Origin of the sequence: Salinisphaera sp. T31B1, from assembly GCF_040361275.1 — a bacterium.
Classification (GTDB): domain Bacteria; phylum Pseudomonadota; class Gammaproteobacteria; order Nevskiales; family Salinisphaeraceae; genus Salinisphaera.
Genome location: NZ_APNH01000001.1, coordinates 257,886 through 276,046 on the forward strand (window position 1 = coordinate 257,886; position 18,161 = coordinate 276,046).

21 protein-coding genes are annotated in these 18,161 nt (G+C 65.8%); 10 read left to right on the top strand and 11 right to left on the bottom strand.

All coding sequences use genetic code 11. From position 1 onward, the window contains the following. Positions 1–54: 54 nt before the first annotated feature. Positions 55–657: a BON domain-containing protein gene (locus T31B1_RS01145; RefSeq protein ID WP_353247623.1), complete on the top strand. Its 603-nt coding sequence runs from the start codon at positions 55–57 to the stop codon at positions 655–657. Between the two features lie 11 nt (positions 658–668). Continuing rightward, positions 669–995, top strand: coding sequence for a hypothetical protein (locus T31B1_RS01150; protein ID WP_353247624.1), 327 nt, complete (start codon positions 669–671; stop codon positions 993–995). Positions 996–997: 2 nt separating this feature from the next. On the opposite strand, the gene T31B1_RS01155 is transcribed toward T31B1_RS01150, so the two are convergent. Both T31B1_RS01155 and T31B1_RS01160 read right to left on the bottom strand, forming a co-directional pair. Then, positions 998–2,368 carry an NADH:flavin oxidoreductase/NADH oxidase family protein gene (locus T31B1_RS01155; protein ID WP_353247625.1) on the bottom strand — a complete coding sequence of 457 codons (1,371 nt, stop codon included), beginning with the start codon at positions 2,366–2,368 and terminating at the stop codon, positions 998–1,000. Positions 2,369–2,404: 36 nt separating this feature from the next. Beyond that, the gene (locus T31B1_RS01160) at positions 2,405–3,709 is read right to left on the bottom strand and encodes a sigma 54-interacting transcriptional regulator (protein WP_353247626.1); all 1,305 of its coding nucleotides are present in this window, start codon (positions 3,707–3,709) and stop codon (positions 2,405–2,407) included. 39 nt (positions 3,710–3,748) lie between these two features. Here T31B1_RS01160 and T31B1_RS01165 point away from each other — a divergent pair, with 39 nt between their 5' ends. After that, on the top strand, positions 3,749–4,798 hold the full coding sequence (locus T31B1_RS01165) for a DUF3080 family protein (protein ID WP_353247627.1): 1,050 nt from the start codon (positions 3,749–3,751) through the stop codon (positions 4,796–4,798). A 116-nt stretch (positions 4,799–4,914) separates the two neighbouring features. Here T31B1_RS01165 and T31B1_RS01170 read toward each other — a convergent pair whose 3' ends face one another. After that, positions 4,915–5,493, bottom strand: coding sequence for a hypothetical protein (locus tag T31B1_RS01170; protein WP_353247628.1), 579 nt, complete (start codon positions 5,491–5,493; stop codon positions 4,915–4,917). Between the two features lie 175 nt (positions 5,494–5,668). Between T31B1_RS01170 and T31B1_RS01175 the strand changes: the two genes are divergently transcribed. The 6 genes from T31B1_RS01175 to sppA all read left to right on the top strand — a co-directional run bounded on the left by T31B1_RS01175 (position 5,669) and on the right by sppA (position 10,270). Next, complete coding sequence (locus T31B1_RS01175; RefSeq protein WP_353247629.1) at positions 5,669–6,097, top strand: glycine zipper 2TM domain-containing protein; 429 nt, start codon at positions 5,669–5,671, stop codon at positions 6,095–6,097. A gap of 41 nt (positions 6,098–6,138) precedes the next feature. Then, complete coding sequence (locus T31B1_RS01180) at positions 6,139–6,495, top strand: PepSY domain-containing protein (protein WP_353247630.1); 357 nt, start codon at positions 6,139–6,141, stop codon at positions 6,493–6,495. 33 nt (positions 6,496–6,528) lie between these two features. Beyond that, positions 6,529–7,236, top strand: coding sequence for a response regulator transcription factor (locus tag T31B1_RS01185; RefSeq protein ID WP_353247631.1), 708 nt, complete (start codon positions 6,529–6,531; stop codon positions 7,234–7,236). After that, entirely contained in the window at positions 7,236–8,576 is a 1,341-nt protein-coding gene (locus T31B1_RS01190) for an ATP-binding protein (RefSeq protein ID WP_353248718.1), read from the top strand. Before T31B1_RS01185 ends, T31B1_RS01190 begins: the two co-directional genes overlap by 1 nt. Positions 8,577–8,732: 156 nt before the next feature. Further along, on the top strand, positions 8,733–9,245 hold the full coding sequence (locus T31B1_RS01195) for a hypothetical protein (protein ID WP_353247632.1): 513 nt from the start codon (positions 8,733–8,735) through the stop codon (positions 9,243–9,245). 2 nt (positions 9,246–9,247) lie between these two features. Continuing rightward, positions 9,248–10,270, top strand: coding sequence for a signal peptide peptidase SppA (sppA, locus tag T31B1_RS01200; RefSeq protein WP_353247633.1), 1,023 nt, complete (start codon positions 9,248–9,250; stop codon positions 10,268–10,270). Between the two features lie 21 nt (positions 10,271–10,291). Here the strand turns inward: sppA and plsB are convergent, their stop codons facing one another. From plsB to T31B1_RS01225, 5 genes are read right to left on the bottom strand one after another with little or no spacing between them, the layout of a single operon-like run. Beyond that, on the bottom strand, positions 10,292–12,802 hold the full coding sequence (gene plsB / locus T31B1_RS01205) for a glycerol-3-phosphate 1-O-acyltransferase PlsB (RefSeq protein ID WP_353247634.1): 2,511 nt from the start codon (positions 12,800–12,802) through the stop codon (positions 10,292–10,294). 59 nt (positions 12,803–12,861) lie between these two features. After that, positions 12,862–13,614 carry a protein kinase family protein gene (locus tag T31B1_RS01210; protein ID WP_353248774.1) on the bottom strand — a complete coding sequence of 251 codons (753 nt, stop codon included), beginning with the start codon at positions 13,612–13,614 and terminating at the stop codon, positions 12,862–12,864. Next, entirely contained in the window at positions 13,574–14,344 is a 771-nt protein-coding gene (locus tag T31B1_RS01215; protein ID WP_353247635.1) for an MlaA family lipoprotein, read from the bottom strand. The genes T31B1_RS01210 and T31B1_RS01215 overlap by 41 nt, the downstream gene beginning before the upstream one ends. Positions 14,345–14,377: 33 nt before the next feature. Further along, entirely contained in the window at positions 14,378–15,457 is a 1,080-nt protein-coding gene (locus T31B1_RS01220) for an NAD-dependent epimerase/dehydratase family protein (protein WP_353247636.1), read from the bottom strand. A gap of 8 nt (positions 15,458–15,465) precedes the next feature. Beyond that, positions 15,466–16,284, bottom strand: a complete 819-nt coding sequence (locus T31B1_RS01225; RefSeq protein WP_353247637.1) for a lysophospholipid acyltransferase family protein — start codon at positions 16,282–16,284, stop codon at positions 15,466–15,468. Between the two features lie 115 nt (positions 16,285–16,399). Here T31B1_RS01225 and T31B1_RS01230 point away from each other — a divergent pair, with 115 nt between their 5' ends. Then, positions 16,400–17,218, top strand: a complete 819-nt coding sequence (locus T31B1_RS01230; protein WP_353247638.1) for a ParB/RepB/Spo0J family partition protein — start codon at positions 16,400–16,402, stop codon at positions 17,216–17,218. Positions 17,219–17,222: 4 nt separating this feature from the next. Here T31B1_RS01230 and T31B1_RS01235 read toward each other — a convergent pair whose 3' ends face one another. Genes T31B1_RS01235 through T31B1_RS01245 form a run of 3 tightly spaced genes read right to left on the bottom strand, consistent with a single transcriptional unit; the run spans position 17,223 to position 18,141 of the window. Further along, positions 17,223–17,399 (bottom strand): hypothetical protein, encoded by a 177-nt coding sequence (locus tag T31B1_RS01235; RefSeq protein ID WP_353247639.1) that lies wholly within the window; start codon positions 17,397–17,399, stop codon positions 17,223–17,225. Positions 17,400–17,425: 26 nt separating this feature from the next. After that, positions 17,426–17,800: a c-type cytochrome gene (locus T31B1_RS01240; RefSeq protein WP_353247640.1), complete on the bottom strand. Its 375-nt coding sequence runs from the start codon at positions 17,798–17,800 to the stop codon at positions 17,426–17,428. Further along, positions 17,800–18,141, bottom strand: a complete 342-nt coding sequence (locus tag T31B1_RS01245) for a c-type cytochrome (protein ID WP_353247641.1) — start codon at positions 18,139–18,141, stop codon at positions 17,800–17,802. Before T31B1_RS01245 ends, T31B1_RS01240 begins: the two co-directional genes overlap by 1 nt. Positions 18,142–18,161 lie beyond the last annotated feature (20 nt).

Sequence of the window (18,161 nt, forward strand, 5' to 3'; positions counted from 1 at the left end):
GGCTTCGGAAACGTGTTATTTTTGCTTCATCACGTTCTTTCCAGAGTCGATTGCATGAACAAGCTCACCGTTCGTTTCGCTGCCACGTCGCTGGCGCTGGTCATCGGCGCGACCACCCTGGCCGGCTGCTCGAAAGACCCGCAGGAGAAATACGACGACGCCGTCGAGCAGCTCAACGAGGCACGTGAGGCACGTAACGATGCCCAGGACAAGCTCAACTCCAAGAAGGAGGAGCTGGCCGAGTTGCAGTCCAATCTCGACGAGGCCGAATCCAATCTCAGCGATGCCCGCAATCAGGTCGACCAGGCCTCGCAGGCGGTCAACAAGACGGTGAACGACGAGGTGTTGTTCCGCACCATTCAGCGCGAACTGCTCGACAAGAAGAAATTCGACCAGGCCGCGATTTCCGTCGGCGTCCAGGATCGCGTGGTGACCCTCACCGGCAACGTGCCCGATGAAAAGACCCACAAGCAGGCGCTGGAGACCGCGCGCTCCCAGGCTGGCGTGAAGAACGTGGTCGACCAGCTTCAGGTCAAGGATACGGACGCGGAGAAAAAACAGAAGGATCAACAGCAGAAACAACAGCAACAACAGAATCCGCCGCAGCCGGGCGATGACGGTGCCGGCGACAAGTCCGACTCGCCCAGCCAGACCTAGGCCCCGCTCCGATGCTGGTTCTGGCGTTCTGGGTACTGCTGGCGGCCGCTGGCGGCGGCGCGGCCATGGCCGGACTGGACGGGGCGACCCGCCCGCTGCGCATCGGCCACGGCCTGATCGCCGGGCTCGGCCTGTTCTGCCTGTTGATCGGCGCGCTGATCGAGCCCGGTACGCTGGTCTGGACCGCATTCGGGCTTCTGGCGCTCGGCTTCGCGGCCGGGGCAACGCTGTTCGGCGTGATCTGGCGCAACAGCGCGCCGCCACGAATGTTGATCTGGGCCCACGGCGCGGTCAACACGCTGGGGGTGATATTGCTGGGCGTCGTCGTTTTCGGCTGAAACTAAAGCGCGTCGCCGTCGCGGCCGAGCGGCCGGGCGCGTTTCTGAAACGCGCGGATGGCCCGCGCCGCGGCCAGTTCGGCGCGCAGATGCCCGTACAGGCCGCGCCATAGCGGCATGCGCCAGTCCGCCTCTTCGCCGCGCCCCATACGCAGGATCTGGACGTAGTACCAGCCCATCTGCGAGAAGATGTTGATGAACCGCAGGCTGGCGATCGGCGATCGCGGTCCGCGCCATCCCGGGCCGTAGGCGAGCGCAGCACCGGGATCTTCGGCGCGGTCGCTCGTAGCCTCGAACAGTCGAGCGACCCAGCCTGGGTCCACGCACAGCGGTCGTGCGAGCCCGACGAGGTCTGTATCGCCACTGGCCAGTGCCGCGGCCATGGCCGAACGCGTACGAAAACCGCCGGTAACCATCAGCGGCACACGGGTGCAGTCACGTATCCGCGCGGCGTATTCGAGGAAATAGGCCTCGCGATCCCGCGTGCTGGGACGCAGCGTTTCTGCAGTCGCCTCATCGCCGCTGTGTCCGAGCAGGCGCGGCTGCTCGTAGCTGCCACCGGAGATCTCGAGCAGATCGATCCGGCGATCGTTGAGCCAGCGCACCACCTGCAGGCAGTCGTCGTCGGAGAAACCGCCTTTCTGGAAGTCCGCAGAATTGAGCTTGACCGCCACTGCGAAGTCCTCGCCGACCGCCGCCCGTACGGCATCGACGACCTCCAGCAACAGACGCGCGCGGTTTCCCAGCGTTCCGCCGTAGTCGTCGCCGCGATGATTGATCAGCGGCGACAGGAATTCGCTCAGCAGATAGCCATGGGCGGCGTGTATCTGCACGCCGTCGAAACCACAGCGCTGGGCGACGGCGGCGGCATGCACGAAGCGCTCGACCACGCTGCGGATATCGGCCAGCGAGAGCGCACGCGGTCGCCGATAGGCACCCAGCAGCTTGAGCCCCACTGCCGACGGTGCGACCGGACGCGGCGAACAGTACAGCGGCGCCTGACGTCCGGCATGCGACAGCTGCATCCATATCCGGCTGCCGCCGGCATGGGCGGCCGCCGCCCATCGCTCGAGCGCCGACTCGTCCTCGTCGCCGTCGATCACCACGTTGCCGGGGCGTTCGAGCACCCAGCGATCGATCTGCACGTTGCCGGTGATCAGCAGGCCGGCGCCGCCGCGCGCCCATCGCCCGTACAAGCGCTCGAGCGCAGGTGTGGCGTTCATGTGGGCATCGGCCAGGCCTTCGGTCATCGCCGCCTTGACCAGGCGGTTGGCCAGTACCTGACCACACGGCAGGTGCAGCGGCTCGCGCAGCCGCGCGATCTCGGTGCGTGCCGGCTCGGGTAGTGCTTCTAGCGTCGCATGTCGACTCATCGGCCGAGCATAACGCGATCCGGTACCGTCCGGCGTTCAGCGCCCCGCACGGGTATAGATATCGTGGCTGGCATGCGTCGAGGGCTCCCACAGAGCCAGCGCGGCCTCCACGGCATGACGCTCGATCAGCGACGCACGCTCGGTGGCCGCAGTCACGAACGCGGTCTCGATGACCCGGATCAATGCACGCGTATTGCCTCGCCAGGGGCAGGCGCACATCGCCTGCCATGCCGCCCGCGACAAGCCGGCCGGGGCGACCCAGCTGGTCGAGCGGCTCTTCATCTGATGCAGGGTTGCAGCGAGCACGGCCACCAGATCCTCCCGGCGCACCGCAAGATCCGGCAGATGCAGGATCTGGGCGCCCAGACGTGCATGTTCGTCCATGTTCACAGAGGCTATCAGTGTCTCCCAGCTGCGGTTGGAGGCGAATACGATCGCGCAATCCAGCGGACGCTTGGCCGAGGCGCCATAGGGCAGATACTGGTTCGAATCCAGTGCCTCCATGAGCACTTCCATGACCGTACCGGAGACTCCGTGAGACTCATCCAGAAAACAGACGCCGTCGCGGGCATGGGAGAACGCTCCGGTACGCGAGCCGGCGCCGGGGAATGCACCGGAGACGTGCCCGCACAGCAGCGACTTCATGGCCGCCTTGTCGTGGGTCGCCTCGGCGGTGAGATTGACGGTGACGAAATTTCCCAGCTTCCGGCACAGATGAAAATAATAGGCCAGCGAGGTCTTTCCGGCGCCGGGGCCGCCGAGCAGGTAGATACGCGAGACGTTGTTCTCTGCCAGTTCGGCCAGATACGCCAACAGCTCGCGCAGCTCCGGACTCAGACAATAGAAGTACTTGATCCGCGGCGTATCGATCTCGCCGGACACCGGCATGGCGATCACGTTGGGCTCGTACACCGGTTGCAGATGGTCGGCGAGCTGATCGAGCACCTGCGCCGGGTCTTGGCCGACGATCAGCCGCAGGCCCTCAATCTCTCCCGTAGGCGCGGCCTCGGCCAGCCAGCGACCGAATTCGGTCAACTGGTGGGGGGCGAGTCCGACCACAAGCACCGGGTAGCCGTCGTCCCGTCCCTGGCGCTGATCGCGAACGGCCGCGGCCAGTCGATGAAGCGTATCGACCGTTGGAAACAAAGCGAACACCGCGCCCACGGGCGGCACGGACACACGACTGCCGGTGAGCAGCCAGGCGCTGGCCGGGGCGACCGCCGCCGCAATATGCGATTTCAGCGACTCGTCGACCGGCAGATCGTCCGGCAGACAGATCGCCACTCGTGTTTCGGTCTCCTGCTGTGCCGCAGCGCGGCGTTGTCCTCTGCCCGCAAACATTGTCGCTCCCGGTCGGCCGGCCGTGATCGGTTGCGGACGGTGGCCGCCCGACTATGCGTGATCCTCGTTGTGTGCGTTATCGGCGGCTGTACCGGCCAGGACAGCCCCGAGACGCGTTTCGACGATTATCTCGCGCGTCTGGCCCGCACTCTGGATACGCCTCGTCCGAGTCCGTCGGCGCCGGTAGCCCGTGCCTATCCGGACAAGCGCCGGCTGCAACGGCCGGTCGAAACCCCGCGCACCGGCTGGATCGGGCTGTTCGAACTGCACCGCTGCGGGCTGGTCAATCTGGTCTCCGAACGCAACAGCATCCTCGGTCGGGTTGCCCCGGCGCACCAGCGTCTGGCCTACGAGTCGCAGTTGCTGGCCGGGCTGACCCGCTGCCGGAAGGAACTATCGGCCGAGGCGGCAACCGCCGACCCGGACTTCGTCGACCGGCTCGACACGCTGATCGCACGCAAGCGCGACGCCGTACCGCGTATCTTCTGGAACCGTACGCTGGGCGGCGACGCGGTGATTCATGTATTCAGCCTTGCCGGTCGTCCACCCGGACTGACACCCACCGCCAGCGGGCGGGCCACGCGTCAGGCCATCGGTGCGCTCGCCAGCGCCGGCGACGCTCTCGCCAGAGGCGACCGGCTCGACGCCGACACACTCGCCGGGTTCTACCGCACGCTAGAGGCCAGCACCTACGGCGGTCAGCTACAGATCGCGGCGATACGGGCAATCCAGTCGCTCGACAGCGCGACCGCCATGCTGACCGAGCGCATGGCCCGACGCCCGATCTGCTTCAACCAGCGCCCCAACCGCCGGGGCCGAACACTGCAGACGATCCTGCTTGAAGTCTACGGGCCCGAGGTCCAGTCTTATCTGGCGGATCTGGTCCGGGCAGGCCATCAATGGCGTGCTGCAGTCGACCGCCTCGTCGACGCTCAGCGCACGCCCGTGCCTGCATCGTTTCGAACCTATTGGCAGGCGACCCTCGCCACCGACAGCGGCCTATGGCCACGGCTGAATACCGCAATCGAAGACCACACGCGGCAATGGCAGACACTGTTGGGTGACTGCGGTCTCATGCCCGGCAGTTGAACGGCGCCCTGCGCGTGACCCGATCAGCCGGTACCGTGCGACCACGTCGCCTCCGACAGACCCGGTGGCGGGCTGGTCGTGCGGGTATATCGGCGCGTCGCACGACCTCGGCAGCCCTAGCGCCGATCCAGGGCCCGTCCCGCCGGCGGAATCGCCCGCTGCGCCGGCTGGATCTGACGAGCCGAGGGGTCCCGACCGACGCCATAGGCGCTCGAGGAACGGCTGGCCCTATCCCCGCGATCGTAGCCATCGGACGGCCGCCCGCGATGATCGCCGCGACCATGCCTGTGCTCTTCGCGCTGACGATACGAATGCCCGTACGGGTTGCCAAACCCGTCGATACGAGGCGCGGCCGGCGCGCCGCCGGCACCGAATCGGCCATAGGCGCCCGGCCCGTATTGCTCGATGACTCGCCCGCTATGCGCCCCGAACGGCGCCTCGTCGGGCGCCCGGCCGCCGTACGGACGCACCGGCACGGTCTGTCTGTATTCCTCGTATCGATAGCCGCTCGAAGGGCCGAACACTTCGGTCCGGCGATGACTGTCGTACCGCCCGTACGGCGTGTTCAGATGCGCACGATCGATGATGATTACCGCCGAGTTGTCGGCCGCGGTCGCGGCGCCGGGCAACAACGCGAGTAAACCGACCAACGCAGCGGCGAACAACGGAATACGCGGGGTGACGACGGTCTTCATGGCAGGCTCCGTGTCGACACGGGCGAGGAATTGGTGCCGGATTCGCATCGTGCGACCGACCGGTTGAACGGCGTATGAATTTCCACGGTCGTCGCGCGGGCGCGGGCGAGGAGGCTTAAGCAAAGGTTCAGGGCGGCCTGCGTAGCCTGCGATATCCACACAAGGGGATCGAGTGATGAACAGTTTCCAGCGCAGTTCGGCCAGCCGCTCAGCCCGTCTGATGCCGGTGCTCGCGGCGGCCTTGGTCACGATTGTCACCGGATGCGCGAGCAACCCCAAGCCGGACGTCGATCCTATCTTCACCGCTGTTCCCGGCGGCCGCTACGACTGTTATACCCAGCAAGACGACCGCAATGTGTTCGCCAAGGGCGCAACCAGCACGGCGGGTCAGGCCGTGATCGGCGGCGCCGCAGGCGGTCTGCTGGGCAACCAGTTCGGCAGCGGCACCGGCCGTGATATCGGCACGGGCCTGGGCGTGGCCGCCGGCGCCGCGGCGGGCGCATGGAACGCGCGCCGCATGCAGAACAACCGTCTGGACCACTGTCTCCAGCGAACCGGTGGCCAGAACGGCAACGCCGGCGGCTACCGATATCAGGGTAGCTGACTCGACGCCGTGATTCCGTCAACGGCCCTCAAGGCGTATCCATGATCGTGTCGCGCACGCCGGTCAACCGGACCATCGACCCAAGGCAGCTGATCCTGGCCCTGTTGCTGGCGCTGCTGCTCTTCGGCTCGGTATCGGCGGCCCATGCGCAGAACCCGGGCGCGTTGCGATCGCAGATGGCGCAGGGGGCCGGGCCGGGCCAGAGCCGGGACAGCGAACGCGGTGAACGTCTGCCACCCAACGTCGCGCCGGGGGAAGCGGCGCGTCGTGCCAGCCGCGAGTACGGCGGCCGGGTGCTCAACGTCGTGTTGGAAGACGGTCCGGGCGGGCCGTATTATCGGGTCAAGCTTCTGGACGGCGGACGTGTACGTATCGTCCACGTGGAGGCGCGCCACTAGCGCCGGCAGACGATCGGGCAAAGGATAAAACGCATGCGAGCTCTGGTGATCGAGGACGATGTCGACCTGCGTGAACAGGTCTGTGCGCAGCTGCGCCAGGACGGGTTTGCCGTGGATGCGACCGGCGAGGGCGAGGAAGGCCTGTTCTTCGCTCAGGAGTATCCGGTGGATATCGCTATCATCGATCTGGGTCTGCCCGGACCGACCGGGCTGGATATCATCCGCGAAGTCCGCGACGCGGGGCTGGATTATCCGATCCTGATTCTCACCGCGCGAAGCCGCTGGCAGGATAAGGTCGAGGGACTGGAAGCCGGCGCCGACGATTATGTCGTCAAGCCGTTCCAGCCGGAGGAACTGACCGCGCGTATTCAGGCGCTGGTACGGCGCTCGCGAGGCTGGGCGCAGCCCAAGCTGGAATCCGGCGATATCGTGCTCGACACCTCGCGCCAGGAAGTCTTCGTGGCCGGCACGGTGGTGGAGCTAACCGCCTATGAATATCGTGTGCTCGAACACCTGATGCTCCACGCCGGAGAGGTGGTCTCCAAGACGGCGCTGACCGAACACATATACGAAGAGAACGCCGAGCGCGACTCCAACGTCATCGAGGTGTTCGTGCGCCGACTGCGAGCCAAGCTGGATCCGGACGGCCAGCGCAAGCCCATCGAAACCCTGCGCGGTCGCGGCTACCGGCTGGCTCGCGATGACCGCAGCGCCACCGAGACGAACACGGCCGGCTCGTGATGAACTCGCTGCGGGCGCGGCTGCTCGCCGCCACCGCGGTTCTCCTTCTGGCCTTTATCGTGCTGACCGGGCTCGCGCTGGAGACGGCGGTGAGCGAGCGCGCCGACCAGGCCGAGCACGACCGGCTGCAAGGCCTGAGCTATGCGCTGCTCGGCAGCGCCGAGATCACCGAAGACGGCAGCTTCAAACTGGCGCCTCGGGTGCTGCCCGAATCCGATCTGACCCGCCCCGAGTCCGGGCTCTATGCGTTGGTGCTCGATGAAAAGGAACAGCCTGTCTGGCGCTCGCCGTCGCTGCTGGGCACCATCGAACTGGACACCGTACCGGCCGTCGGTGAATGGCTGTTCGCTCGCGTCGAGCGCGACAACACCACGCTGATTACCCTGTCGTTCGGTTTCCGCTGGGTCACCGATGCCGGCAAGGACTACCGTTACACACTCGTCGTCGCCGAGGATGCAAGCACGTTCATCAAGCAGATGCAGCGCTTTCGCGGCGTGCTATGGACGCTGCTGTCGGCCTCGGCGCTGCTGCTGCTGGTCGTCGAGCTGCTGATCCTGCGCTGGGGGCTGTCGCCGTTGCGTCGTCTGGCCCGCAATCTGGCCACCCTGCAGGCACATGAAAAGCGCCGTATCGAAGGGCGCTATCCCGACGAGATTCAGCCGCTGGTCTCCAATCTCAACACCATGTTGTCCAACGACCAGGCTCGGCTGATGCGTTACCGCAACGCGCTCGGCGATCTCGCCCACAGCCTGAAGACACCGATGGCGATCCTGCGCGGTCTGGCCGAGGACGACACCCTGAACGACACCCAGCAACGGGGTCTGCGCAACCAGCTCGCACGCATGAACGATATCCTCGACTACCAGCTGCAGAAAGCCGCGGCGGCCGGCAAGCGCAGCCTGGCGCCGTCGCTGACCATTGCCCCGATCGCGGCCAAGCTGGGGCGTGCGCTGACCAAGGTCTATGCCGAGCAGCGCACCGTCTTCGAGGTACGGATCGATGCCGGGCTGAAAGCCCCGATCGATGAGGGCGACCTGACCGAGCTGCTCGGCAACCTCATGGACAATGCCGCCAAGTACGGCCGCGGCGAGGTGATCGTCAGCGCATCCAAGCGCGATAACGATCTGCACCTGCTCGTCGACGACAACGGCGACGGTTTCGGCGATGTCTCTCCCCAGCGCCTGCTCGAGCGCGGTGTCCGCGCCGACACGTCGCGCGAAGGCCAGGGGCTGGGCCTGGCGATGGCCGCCGAAATCGTGCGTTCGTATACCGGCAAGATCGAGCTGACCCGAAACGAGCGCGGCGGCGGGCGCGTCCATGTAGTGATCCCGGCCGAGTAATCGCCCCGTCCGCCCGTGTATGCTGTTGTGCACGCCGGCGCCGCCCCCATGCTGGCTCGTTGTACCGGCCGACACGATCGACCATCGTGGACCCGGCGGCCGGGCACCGGGTCCGCCGGCACCGGCAATCGAAATCTCAACGCTATGGTTTGTGCTATGACCGACTCCGAAACGGCGCGTCGCCTGGACCCGGAACACCTGAACCCGGAGGCCATGGATGCCGATGCCTACCACCGCGTGGTCGGCCCGGCCCTGCAGGTGGCCGCCGATGTGGCTGCCAAGCGTGGCCACCCGACCCTCCACGACGATATGCCCGCGATGCTGGCTCTGGTGGAGATGGTGACCCGCCTGGCCGATCTGCACGCCGAGCATTATCCTCAGGCCCATGTGGAGCCGGAAATGCTTGAACATGCGGCCACCGGCGCCTGTGTGATGGTCTTTCAGCAGGCCAAGCTGCCGGCCGATGCGATCGGCCAGTGCCTGGCCGCGCTGGAGACGGCTTATCGCCAGCTGCACGAGCAGGACGTCCTTTCCCAGGCGCGACCGTTCATCGCCATGGCCTGGGAACATTTCGAGGACGGTCAGCGTGACGAAGCGCTGCATTGTCTGACCCAGTCCGCCCAGCGCACGATCGCCGCGATCGAGGCCTGGCAGACCCAGGTCCACTGAGCGTGAACGATCGCCGTCGCCCCCGGCGTATCGTGTACGACGGGCTCGGACTCGGCGCTGTTCTGGCGCTGAGCCTGTGTCTGCTGGGCGGCTGTGTCACCGTCCAGCCCTTCGGTGGTCGCGACAACACGCTCCACGAGACCACGCTGGACGGCGAAGGCCAGGCCAAGGTGCTGTGGTTGCCTATCTCGGGGTTCATATCCGACACCCCCTCAAGCGGCGCGTTCGGCCTGGTACAACGGCCCTCGACGCTGGCCATGGTGGATCGCGCGCTCGACAAGGCCGCCGACGACGACACGGTCAAGGCCGTGGTCCTGCGTATCAACAGCCCGGGCGGCACGGTGTCCGCCGCCGACGAAATCTACGCGCGGGTGATGCGCTACCACGAACAGACCGGCGTACCGGTGGTCGCCAGCCTGGCCGGCGTGGCCACCTCGGGCGGCTACTATGTCGCCATGGCCGCCGATCAGGTCATCGCCCAGCCGACCACCATCACCGGCTCCATCGGGGTACTGATTCTGGGCGTCAACGCAGCCGGGCTCATGGACAAGCTCGGCCTGACCGACCAGACCGTCACCTCGGCCGAACACAAGGACATCATGTCGCCGCTGCGGCCACCGCAGGCCGACGAACACGCGATCGTCCAGTCGGTGGTGGACTCGCTCTACCGGCGATTCGTCGACGTCGTGCGCACGGCGCGCCCGGATCTGGATACCGACCAGCTCGAGATGATCACCGACGGACGGATCTTCGCCGCCGAGGATGCACGCCGCCTGGGCCTGGTCGATCGGATCGGTCATCTGCACGACGTCATCGCCCTGGCCCGATCACGCGCGGGCGACGACGATGCGCGGATCGTGCGGTACTACCAGGGCAACAGTGCGCCGGCGACACTGGTAGCCGACAGTCGGGTGGGCGACGGGCGCCTGGCGGTCAGCGCTGCTGGCATTCCGATCGATATGAGCACCGCCACCGAGGCCACCCCCGAGCCGCTCTATCTCTGGCAGCCGGGCCTGGCGCGCTAAGGCACGCGGCGCCCGGGCGGGTTAGTCGCGGTCGCCGGTTGTCGCTGTATTGGTCGCCGGCTGGGCGTCTTCGAGATGGGGCAGAGACGTCAGATGGGCGATCGACTGGCGCAGATCCGAGCCGAGCAGGCGCAGCGCATGTTCGGCGACGTTGCGCAGCCGTTCGTCGATATGCAGACGATTGCCCTGCTGGGTGAGCAGCCCGATCCGAACCAGCGTCTGCAGATAGTTCCGGAACAGGCGGACGTCGAAGAACTCGGGGCTGTTGCGTCCCGAGACAATGGCCATGCGCTCAGCCATGAGCTGGCACTGGCGCTCGAAGCGCCCGCGCTCGATGATGCGGCCGGTGTCCAGATGATGACTGAGCAGCATTACAGTCATCGCATAGCGCTCCAGCGCTTCGCGCATGATGCGCGACAGGCTCACCAGCGCCGCGAACGCATGGGTCCCGGCCTCCGGGCGCCGCAACCGGCCCTTGTCGGTGGCGATCAGCAGCCCGCAGGCCAGCATGCCGTCGATGGCTTCGTCGAGCGCGGCTTCAGCCTGGTCGACCGGCCAGCGCAGGAACAGCTCCGAGGCCAGCAGCGGATACAGCTCGCAGGCGTCGGCCAGCAGCGCACGCCGGTTGCGCTGTTCGAAATGTGCAAAGAAATTGGCGATCAGCGACGGCAGCGCGAACAGGTGCATCACATTGTTGCGCGTGTAGGTGAGCAATACCGCCTGGCGCGATTCGACCGTGAGCACGTCGCCCCAGGCGTGCGGCACGCGTAGCAACCGCATGGTCGGCTCGGCCTCGGCCAGCAGGGCCGCGCCGTCGGTATCCGCCGGTGCGCTGGCATCGGGCGAATACGGGCTGATACGCGCCAGCCGGGCCAGCAGTTCCAGGGTATGGATCATCTCGTCTTCGGCCACCGCCTTCTGCGGGCTGCCCAGCAGCACCAGTGATGCCAGGCCGGTGGCATTGAGCGTGGCCGTGGCGTTGATGCCCTCCATGACGCGATCGGACAGGTCGGCCACGAACGTCTGCAGCCATTTCGGCCGGTTGTCGACATCCAGACCTGCCATGCGCTCGCGCCAGTTCGGCAGATGCGCATCGGCATAGGCCTGCAGATCGATGGGTTCACCGAACGACACGAAAGCACGGCCGTACTTTCGCTTGAGCACCTTGGTCGAGCCGCGCACCAGATCGCCTACCGATTCGCCCTTCTTGGGCCGGGTGCCGCGGAGCTCGTCGAAATATTTGTTGACCTCCATGACCCGGTCGTAGCCGATATAGACCGGCACGATCGCCACCGGCGCACCGTTGCCGCCCAGGGCGCTGGTCACTGCCATCGACAGCATGCCGGTCTTGGGCGACAGCAGCCGCCCGGTCCGGCTGCGCCCGCCTTCCGGATAGAACTTCATGGGCTGGCCGCGCTGGATGAGCACATCCACATAAGCCCGGAACACGGCGGTATAGAGCCGGTCGCCCTTGAAGCTGCGACGCAGATAGAACGCACCGCATCGGCGCAGCAGCGCACCGATTGGCCAGAAATTGAGGTTCACGCCCGCGGCGATCTGGGGCAGCGCAAGTCCTTCCTGATACAGGATGTAGGACACTAGGAGGTAGTCCATATGACTGCGATGCGATGGCAGGTAGATCACTTCGCGGCGGTCGTGCGTGGTCGCCCGCAGGCGCGGCAGATGACGCACATCCACGCCGTCGTAGATCCGGTTCCATAGCCAGGTCAGCACCCGCAGCATGAATCCGATGGCGATGTTCGAGTAGTCGGCCGCGATCTCGTTGGCATAGTCGCGCGCTCGGGCCCGCGCGGCCGCCAGGCTCGTCTGTTCCCGCCGCGCGGTTTCTTCCAGGCTGTGCTGGACGTCCGGGTCGGCCAGCAGCGAGTTGATCAGCTGGCTGCGGCGCGACAGCGGCGGGCCGAGCGTGGCCGCGCGCTGGCGCCGGAAATGCACCCGCAGCACGCGTACGAGCTTGCGCACGAGCGTGGCCGGGCTCTCGTTCTGATCGAGAAATGCGCGATAGTCCAGCGGTTGGCCGAAATGCACCAACGTGTTGCGCCCGTTGGCCAGTACGATCAGAAACTTGCGCAGACGGCCGGTTCGCTCGCTGTCGGCGAACAGGATACGCAGCAGGGATGTCTCCTTGACCGGGTTGCGGCCCCAGAACACCGACACCGGCACCAGCTGCACATCGAAGTGCTTGTCGTGCAGCCCGCGCGAGACGATGCGATGCAGCTCGGAGCGCGCCCGGGCACGCCCGACCGGAAGCGCCAGCACCACGGCCCGGTTGATGCGCGGCATGGCGTTGCCGGCCAGATACGGCCGCGGCAGGCCCTGTTCGGCACAGACGGCTTCGAGCGCCAGCCAGTCCATGACGCTGGCGACCGGCAGTACGTAACAGACCGGCTTGTCGGCCGCGAGCGCGATCTCGCCGAGATCCGAGGGCGAGGCATGCGTGTTCGTCCAGGCACGCAGCGGCCAGCGCAGCAGCGGCATGAACAGCATCAGAAAACGGATCAACAACTGCATGGTGGCTTGAGCGGCGTGTCGTTCCAGTGAATGGCGTGGGCGTGGACTGGCGTCGGAGGCTAGCTCGAGCGCACGAAAAACCGGACGATACTGCGGCTGAATTCGCCAATCGCCCGCGCGACACGTTCGAGCGGCCCGCGTTCGGCCAGCCGTGCACGATCGGCTGCGGTGGCCAGCGACGGCGCGAAGCGTACACGCAGTTTGACCAGCGCGCTGTCGTCGGCCGCCACGAACTGCCGAAACAACCAGTTCCAGGGCAGGTTCCACGCCGCACCGCGACGAACGCGCGCCACGAAATCCACGATGTAGGGCTGCCCCTGGTCATCGACGAGAATATTACTGGGCGCGCGCAGGTCGCAGTGCGCTACCCCGCGCGCGTGCATGGCCGCCACCAGTGCCTGCAGCCGTGCATAAGCGGCGTCCGGGGGTCGAGCCTTCGGCCACGGTGTGGCCGGCAGATATTCAATGAGCAGGCCGCGGCGGTCGAGCTGGCGCAGGACCCGCGGCACCCCGTCGATGCCGGCGAGCTGGCGCAACGCGCTGGCTTCACGCCAGATCAGCACCGGCGCAATCACGCGGCCGAACCAGCCGGGTGTCCGTGCATAGTCCTTGAAAATAGCCTGTGCCTCGCCACAGGCCACCAGCGCGACCTCCGGCTCGGTCGCGCCACCGGCCTTGAAGTAGTGCTGCGCGTACCCGTGGAGCTGTGCGCGCGACAGCCGCGTCAGCCCACTGGCCTGCCTCGGCTCGGCATCGCGGGTCACGTTCGCGCTACGGGTTGTCGCCCGCGTCGTCGCCGGTCTCGTCGCCATACAGCCGCTCCGGCGGCACGTTGCCGTCGTAGACGTCCTTGAGACGGTTCTCCAGATAGTAACCGCGCAGGAATGCATACGGGTCGAATTGCTGGTTGAGCGTGTCCTCGAAACCGAGCAGGCTCGCGCGTAGGTTCAGCAGCTCCAGACCGCGCAGCGCATACGGCACCCACGGGTAGTTCTGATCGATCTCGTGAAATTCGTCGAGATAGTTGATCGGATAGGCGAACTGGTCGCCCAGGCTACCGGTGAAGTCGCGACCGCTGCTCGGTCCGAGGAACGGCAGCACCAGATACGGCCCCTGCCCGAGGCCCCAGTAGCCCAGCGTCTGGCCCAGATCTTCGTCCGGATCGGGAATGCCCAGGGCCGTGGCGACGTCGAACAGACCGCCGACGCCGGCGGTGGTATTGACCATGAACCGGCCCAGGGACTCGTTGAACGATCCGAACTTGAGCTGCAGGGCGCTGTTGACGATGCTCACCGGCTGATGCGCATTGGCGAAGAAGTTGCCGATGCTCTTCTGCACACGGTCCGGAGTGACCTTGTCGTAGCCCCGTGCCACCGGCTGCAGCACATATCGATCGGCCGTGTCGTTGAACTTGTAGACCGCCCGATTGACCGGTTCGATCGGATCCCACGGGTCCGACGGCGGGCTGTGAACACAGCCGGCCAGAACCATCACACCGAGCAGGCTGGCCACATGCGCCAGCGGAAAGGAAAAACGCTTCATCTTGTTCAGCCTCGAGCCACGCCGCGCAGCGATCTACTTGTCGCCACGGTAGTGGCCAAGCAGTTCGGTGAGCGAACGCTGGGGTTTAAAATCGAAGGTGCGTGCAAACAGGCTACCGTCGATGATCACTGCATACTTGAAGAAATTGATCAGATAGTCCGGGGGCGCGTAGCGGCCCAGCGCGCGCACCGCCCGACGCGCCAGCCCCGGTGGTACCGAGGGCAGGAACAGTCGCCGACAGCCGGCCAGCTGCAACGCATCCTGATAGGCCACGTAATCATCCGGTGCCACATTATATACGCCCGGCCGGTTGCGCTCGAACGCGCGCAGTACCGCCTCGGCCATGTCCTCGACGTGGATGAACTGCATCAGCGGCGAAAAACCCAGCAGACAGGGCGCGACCGGCTGGGCGAGCATGCGGCTGATCTCGTTGTTTATTCCCGGTCCGGCAATATGACAGGGCCGCAGGATCGCGATGTTGAGCTCGGGATGCTTGTAAAGATAGATATTGAACAGATTCTCGAGCTCGACCGCGTCGACCACCTCGCGCATCAGATTGGCCGCCCGCATGGGGTACTCCTCGTCGATGAGCGAGGGGTTGCGGGCGTCCGCGCCGTAGACATGGAAGGTCGACAGCGCGATGACCTGTTCGACACCGTATTTCAATGCCAGCCGGAGCAAACGCGCGGTCCCGATCACGTTGGCCGAATAGCGCCGTCCGCGCGTGGACTGGGTAAAGCGGATACGCCCGAGATGGATGATCGCGGTGAACCCGTGCTCGCGGAATACATCCTCGAACGGGCGCGTGTTGAAGTCGACCACGTAATCGACCGTATCGGGGTAGCTGGTCTGCAGGCCACGGAACTCGACCCCCACCACGTCGTAATTTTCCTTGAGCAGCGCGATCACATGCTGGGCGAGCGCGCCGGCCGCGCCGGTGACCATAACCTTGCCGCGCGTTTCGCTGCCGATACCCGCGGGCGCGGCTTTGCGTTTTTTCCCGGCGCCGGCCGACGCACGGCGCCGGGCCGGCGTCTTGCGCTTGCTGGGTGTTGGATGGGACGCCGTATCGGAGGGGCCGGTACCGGCCCCGGTTTTTTGTTTTTCTGTCATGCCGATGCCTAGAAGATGCTTTTTCGCTGGGCGATGCCGGTGTCGATGAGATCCCGGATCGCATCCTTGACCTCTTCGACCCGCCATTCCACGTCTCGCTCGTTGCGGGCGTCGTTGGCGTAGCGCAGCGGCTTGCCGAAATTGATCACCACCCGTGCTGGCAACGGCACCAACGGCGCAAGAGGGAAATACGGCAGACCCAGCATGCGTGCCAGCGGCTTGATATTGACCAGCGACGGCATGGTTTCTTCGCAGCCGACCACGCCGACCGGCACGATCGGCGTATTGTGTTCCATGGCCAGATGCATGAAGCCATGCCCGAAGCGCTGTAGCTGGTAGCGCAGGCGATAGGGCTTGCCGGATCCACGGATCCCCTCCGGAAACACCACGATCGCCTCTTCGCGCTCGAGCATCTTCGCGCAGTTCTTCGGATCGCCGATGACCCCGCCCACCGAGTTCATCCAGTTGCCGAGAAACGGCACCGACGGAAACCAGCGCTCGATCATCGAGCGTGGCAGGCGTGCGTTCTCGGCCTTGTTGGCGACCGCGAAACTCACCATCACGCCGTCCATGGGCAACTGACCGCTATGGTTGCCCACGATGAGCAGGCGCCCATCGGCCGGAATGTTATCGAGCCCGTAAGCCTGGGCGCGAAAGTAGTTCTCGTAGAGCCAGCGTACGGCCGTGAAGGTGATCTTGGCCGTATCCGGATTCAGCCCCCACGGATCGTAGCCCTGGCTGCCGATGTTGTGCTTGGGCAGCGCATCGACCAGCGCGTCCACCTCGCGGCTGACCGTTCGCGGTTTGAGAAATTGCCGGGTGCGCATGTCGCTCCTCGCACGATGGGCCGACACGAACAACGCCGCGCGGCCTATGGTTTTACACTGCCCTTGTCTAGATCGAGCTTAGCACGCACCCAGCGCGTAAATGTGGCCTACCGACATGCCTGACCCAGCGACCCCGACGAGCGCCGATCACCCCCGGGTGATCACCCTCGATATCGACCTGATCCGACCGGGCACGACCCAGGCACGGACCGATTTCGATGCCCGCGCGCTGGACGAACTGGCCGCCTCCATCGCCGAGTCCGGGGTGATCTCGCCGGTGGTGGTCAGCGGCGATACCGAAAGCGGCTATCGTCTGCTGGCCGGCGAGCGGCGTTGGCGCGCCGCGCAACGTGCCGGGCTGACGTGCCTGCCGGCGATCATCCGCAACGACCTCTCCGAGGACGAGGCGGTGGTATTGGGCCTGATCGAGAATCTCCAGCGCGAATCGCTGGGCGTGATGGACACCGCCCAGGGGCTGGCGCGACTATGCGAACGCTTCGGCCTCACCCACGATAGCGTAGCCCAGCGTATCGGCAAGTCACGCGTGTACGTGACCAACTACCTGCGGCTGCGGCAACTGGCGCCGCCGGTACAGCAGCTCATTGCAGACGGTGCGCTGCAGCTGGGGCATGCCAAGATCCTGGCCGGACTGCCCGCTGTGCGACAGATCGCCCTGGCGCGCAAAAGCGTTGCACGTCAACTGAGCGTGCGCGCACTGGAACGAGCCGCCCGGCGGGAAGACCCACCGCCGGCGCCAGCGCCGGCGACCGATCACGGCATGACGGAGCTGGAGACACGACTGGGCGAGCACGTCGGCAATGCCGTGCGCATCATCTACGAACCGGATCGCCGCCGCGGCGAGCTGCGAATCTCCTTCCACGACCTCGATGAATTCGACGGCCTGCTGGAACGACTGGGTTACCGCCCGGATTAGCGCCCTAGCGGCGGCGCGAGGGCTCGCGCGTCTTCTTGACGGCGCCCATCAGGCCGAAGCCGACGATCACCGCGACGCCGACGCCAATCCAGACCGGCGGCACGCTCAGCACGTAGGCGCCGTAGCCGAGCGCGGCCACGACCACCACCACGCCGATCATGTAAATGGCAAAATTGGACATGGAATCCCCCGTTGAAGCCGCCGCGACTAATCCAGATGCGGGGTGTGCAGCGGGCCTTCCGTCTGGTTGCTGTAATACTTGGCCAGCGCCTTGAGCTGGGCATCGCTCATGCCCTGAACCTGACCACCCATGATCGCGTTCTCGCGCTCGCCGTCCCGATACGCCTTGAGACTGTGGTACAGATAGTCCTGATACTGACCGGCGAGCACCGGAAAGTTGGCGGTCTGGGATACGCCGTTCTTGCCATGACAACTGGCACAGGTCTGGGTCGCCTGAGACACCCAGTCGTTGCCGGCCGGCTTGTCCTGTTCGGACTCGGCAGAGGCCACCGTGGCCAGAGCGGCCAGAGCGAGCAGCACCACGCTGCGGTAGATCACCTGAATCATCGTGCTATGCCCCATCAGTCCGGCTTCTGCTGCGACAGGAATGCCGCAATGTTCTGGATATCCTCGTCGCTCAGGCTGGACGCCTGTGCATGCATGGTCGAATGCTTGCGTGCGCCCTTGCGGTATTCCTGAAGCGCCGAGACGATATAGGTCGCGTGCTGGCCGCCGATCTTGGGCACGTGATACGTCGGATAGGCATTCGCATACCCCTTGATACCGTGGCATCCGGCACAGGTATAGAAGCGTTCCTTGCCTGCCGCGGCATCGCCCTGTGCCTGGTCCTGAGCGAACGCCGGCGCAGCCGCGCAAAAGCTACACACCAACGCCATCAGGCCCATACGCCAGCTATGCATCATCAATATCTCCCGGTAACAGC

Bases quoted from the DNA above. Each gene is read 5' to 3' on its own strand.
- T31B1_RS01215 (WP_353247635.1), bottom strand. From the start codon at position 14,344: ATGAAGCGTTTTTCCTTTCCGCTGGCGCATGTGGCCAGCCTGCTCGGT.
- T31B1_RS01210 (WP_353248774.1), bottom strand. From the start codon at position 13,614: ATGGCGACGAGACCGGCGACGACGCGGGCGACAACCCGTAGCGCGAAC.
- T31B1_RS01225 (WP_353247637.1), bottom strand. From the start codon at position 16,284: ATGCGCACCCGGCAATTTCTCAAACCGCGAACGGTCAGCCGCGAGGTG.
- T31B1_RS01150 (WP_353247624.1), top strand. From the start codon at position 669: ATGCTGGTTCTGGCGTTCTGGGTACTGCTGGCGGCCGCTGGCGGCGGC.
- T31B1_RS01160 (WP_353247626.1), bottom strand. From the start codon at position 3,709: ATGTTTGCGGGCAGAGGACAACGCCGCGCTGCGGCACAGCAGGAGACC.
- T31B1_RS01235 (WP_353247639.1), bottom strand. From the start codon at position 17,399: ATGTCCAATTTTGCCATTTACATGATCGGCGTGGTGGTGGTCGTGGCC.
- T31B1_RS01155 (WP_353247625.1), bottom strand. From the start codon at position 2,368: ATGAGTCGACATGCGACGCTAGAAGCACTACCCGAGCCGGCACGCACC.
- T31B1_RS01195 (WP_353247632.1), top strand. From the start codon at position 8,733: ATGACCGACTCCGAAACGGCGCGTCGCCTGGACCCGGAACACCTGAAC.
- T31B1_RS01175 (WP_353247629.1), top strand. From the start codon at position 5,669: ATGAACAGTTTCCAGCGCAGTTCGGCCAGCCGCTCAGCCCGTCTGATG.
- T31B1_RS01240 (WP_353247640.1), bottom strand. From the start codon at position 17,800: ATGGGGCATAGCACGATGATTCAGGTGATCTACCGCAGCGTGGTGCTG.
- plsB (WP_353247634.1), bottom strand. From the start codon at position 12,802: ATGCAGTTGTTGATCCGTTTTCTGATGCTGTTCATGCCGCTGCTGCGC.
- T31B1_RS01245 (WP_353247641.1), bottom strand. From the start codon at position 18,141: ATGATGCATAGCTGGCGTATGGGCCTGATGGCGTTGGTGTGTAGCTTT.
- T31B1_RS01230 (WP_353247638.1), top strand. From the start codon at position 16,400: ATGCCTGACCCAGCGACCCCGACGAGCGCCGATCACCCCCGGGTGATC.
- T31B1_RS01190 (WP_353248718.1), top strand. From the start codon at position 7,236: ATGAACTCGCTGCGGGCGCGGCTGCTCGCCGCCACCGCGGTTCTCCTT.
- T31B1_RS01185 (WP_353247631.1), top strand. From the start codon at position 6,529: ATGCGAGCTCTGGTGATCGAGGACGATGTCGACCTGCGTGAACAGGTC.
- T31B1_RS01170 (WP_353247628.1), bottom strand. From the start codon at position 5,493: ATGAAGACCGTCGTCACCCCGCGTATTCCGTTGTTCGCCGCTGCGTTG.
- T31B1_RS01145 (WP_353247623.1), top strand. From the start codon at position 55: ATGAACAAGCTCACCGTTCGTTTCGCTGCCACGTCGCTGGCGCTGGTC.
- T31B1_RS01180 (WP_353247630.1), top strand. From the start codon at position 6,139: ATGATCGTGTCGCGCACGCCGGTCAACCGGACCATCGACCCAAGGCAG.
- T31B1_RS01220 (WP_353247636.1), bottom strand. From the start codon at position 15,457: ATGACAGAAAAACAAAAAACCGGGGCCGGTACCGGCCCCTCCGATACG.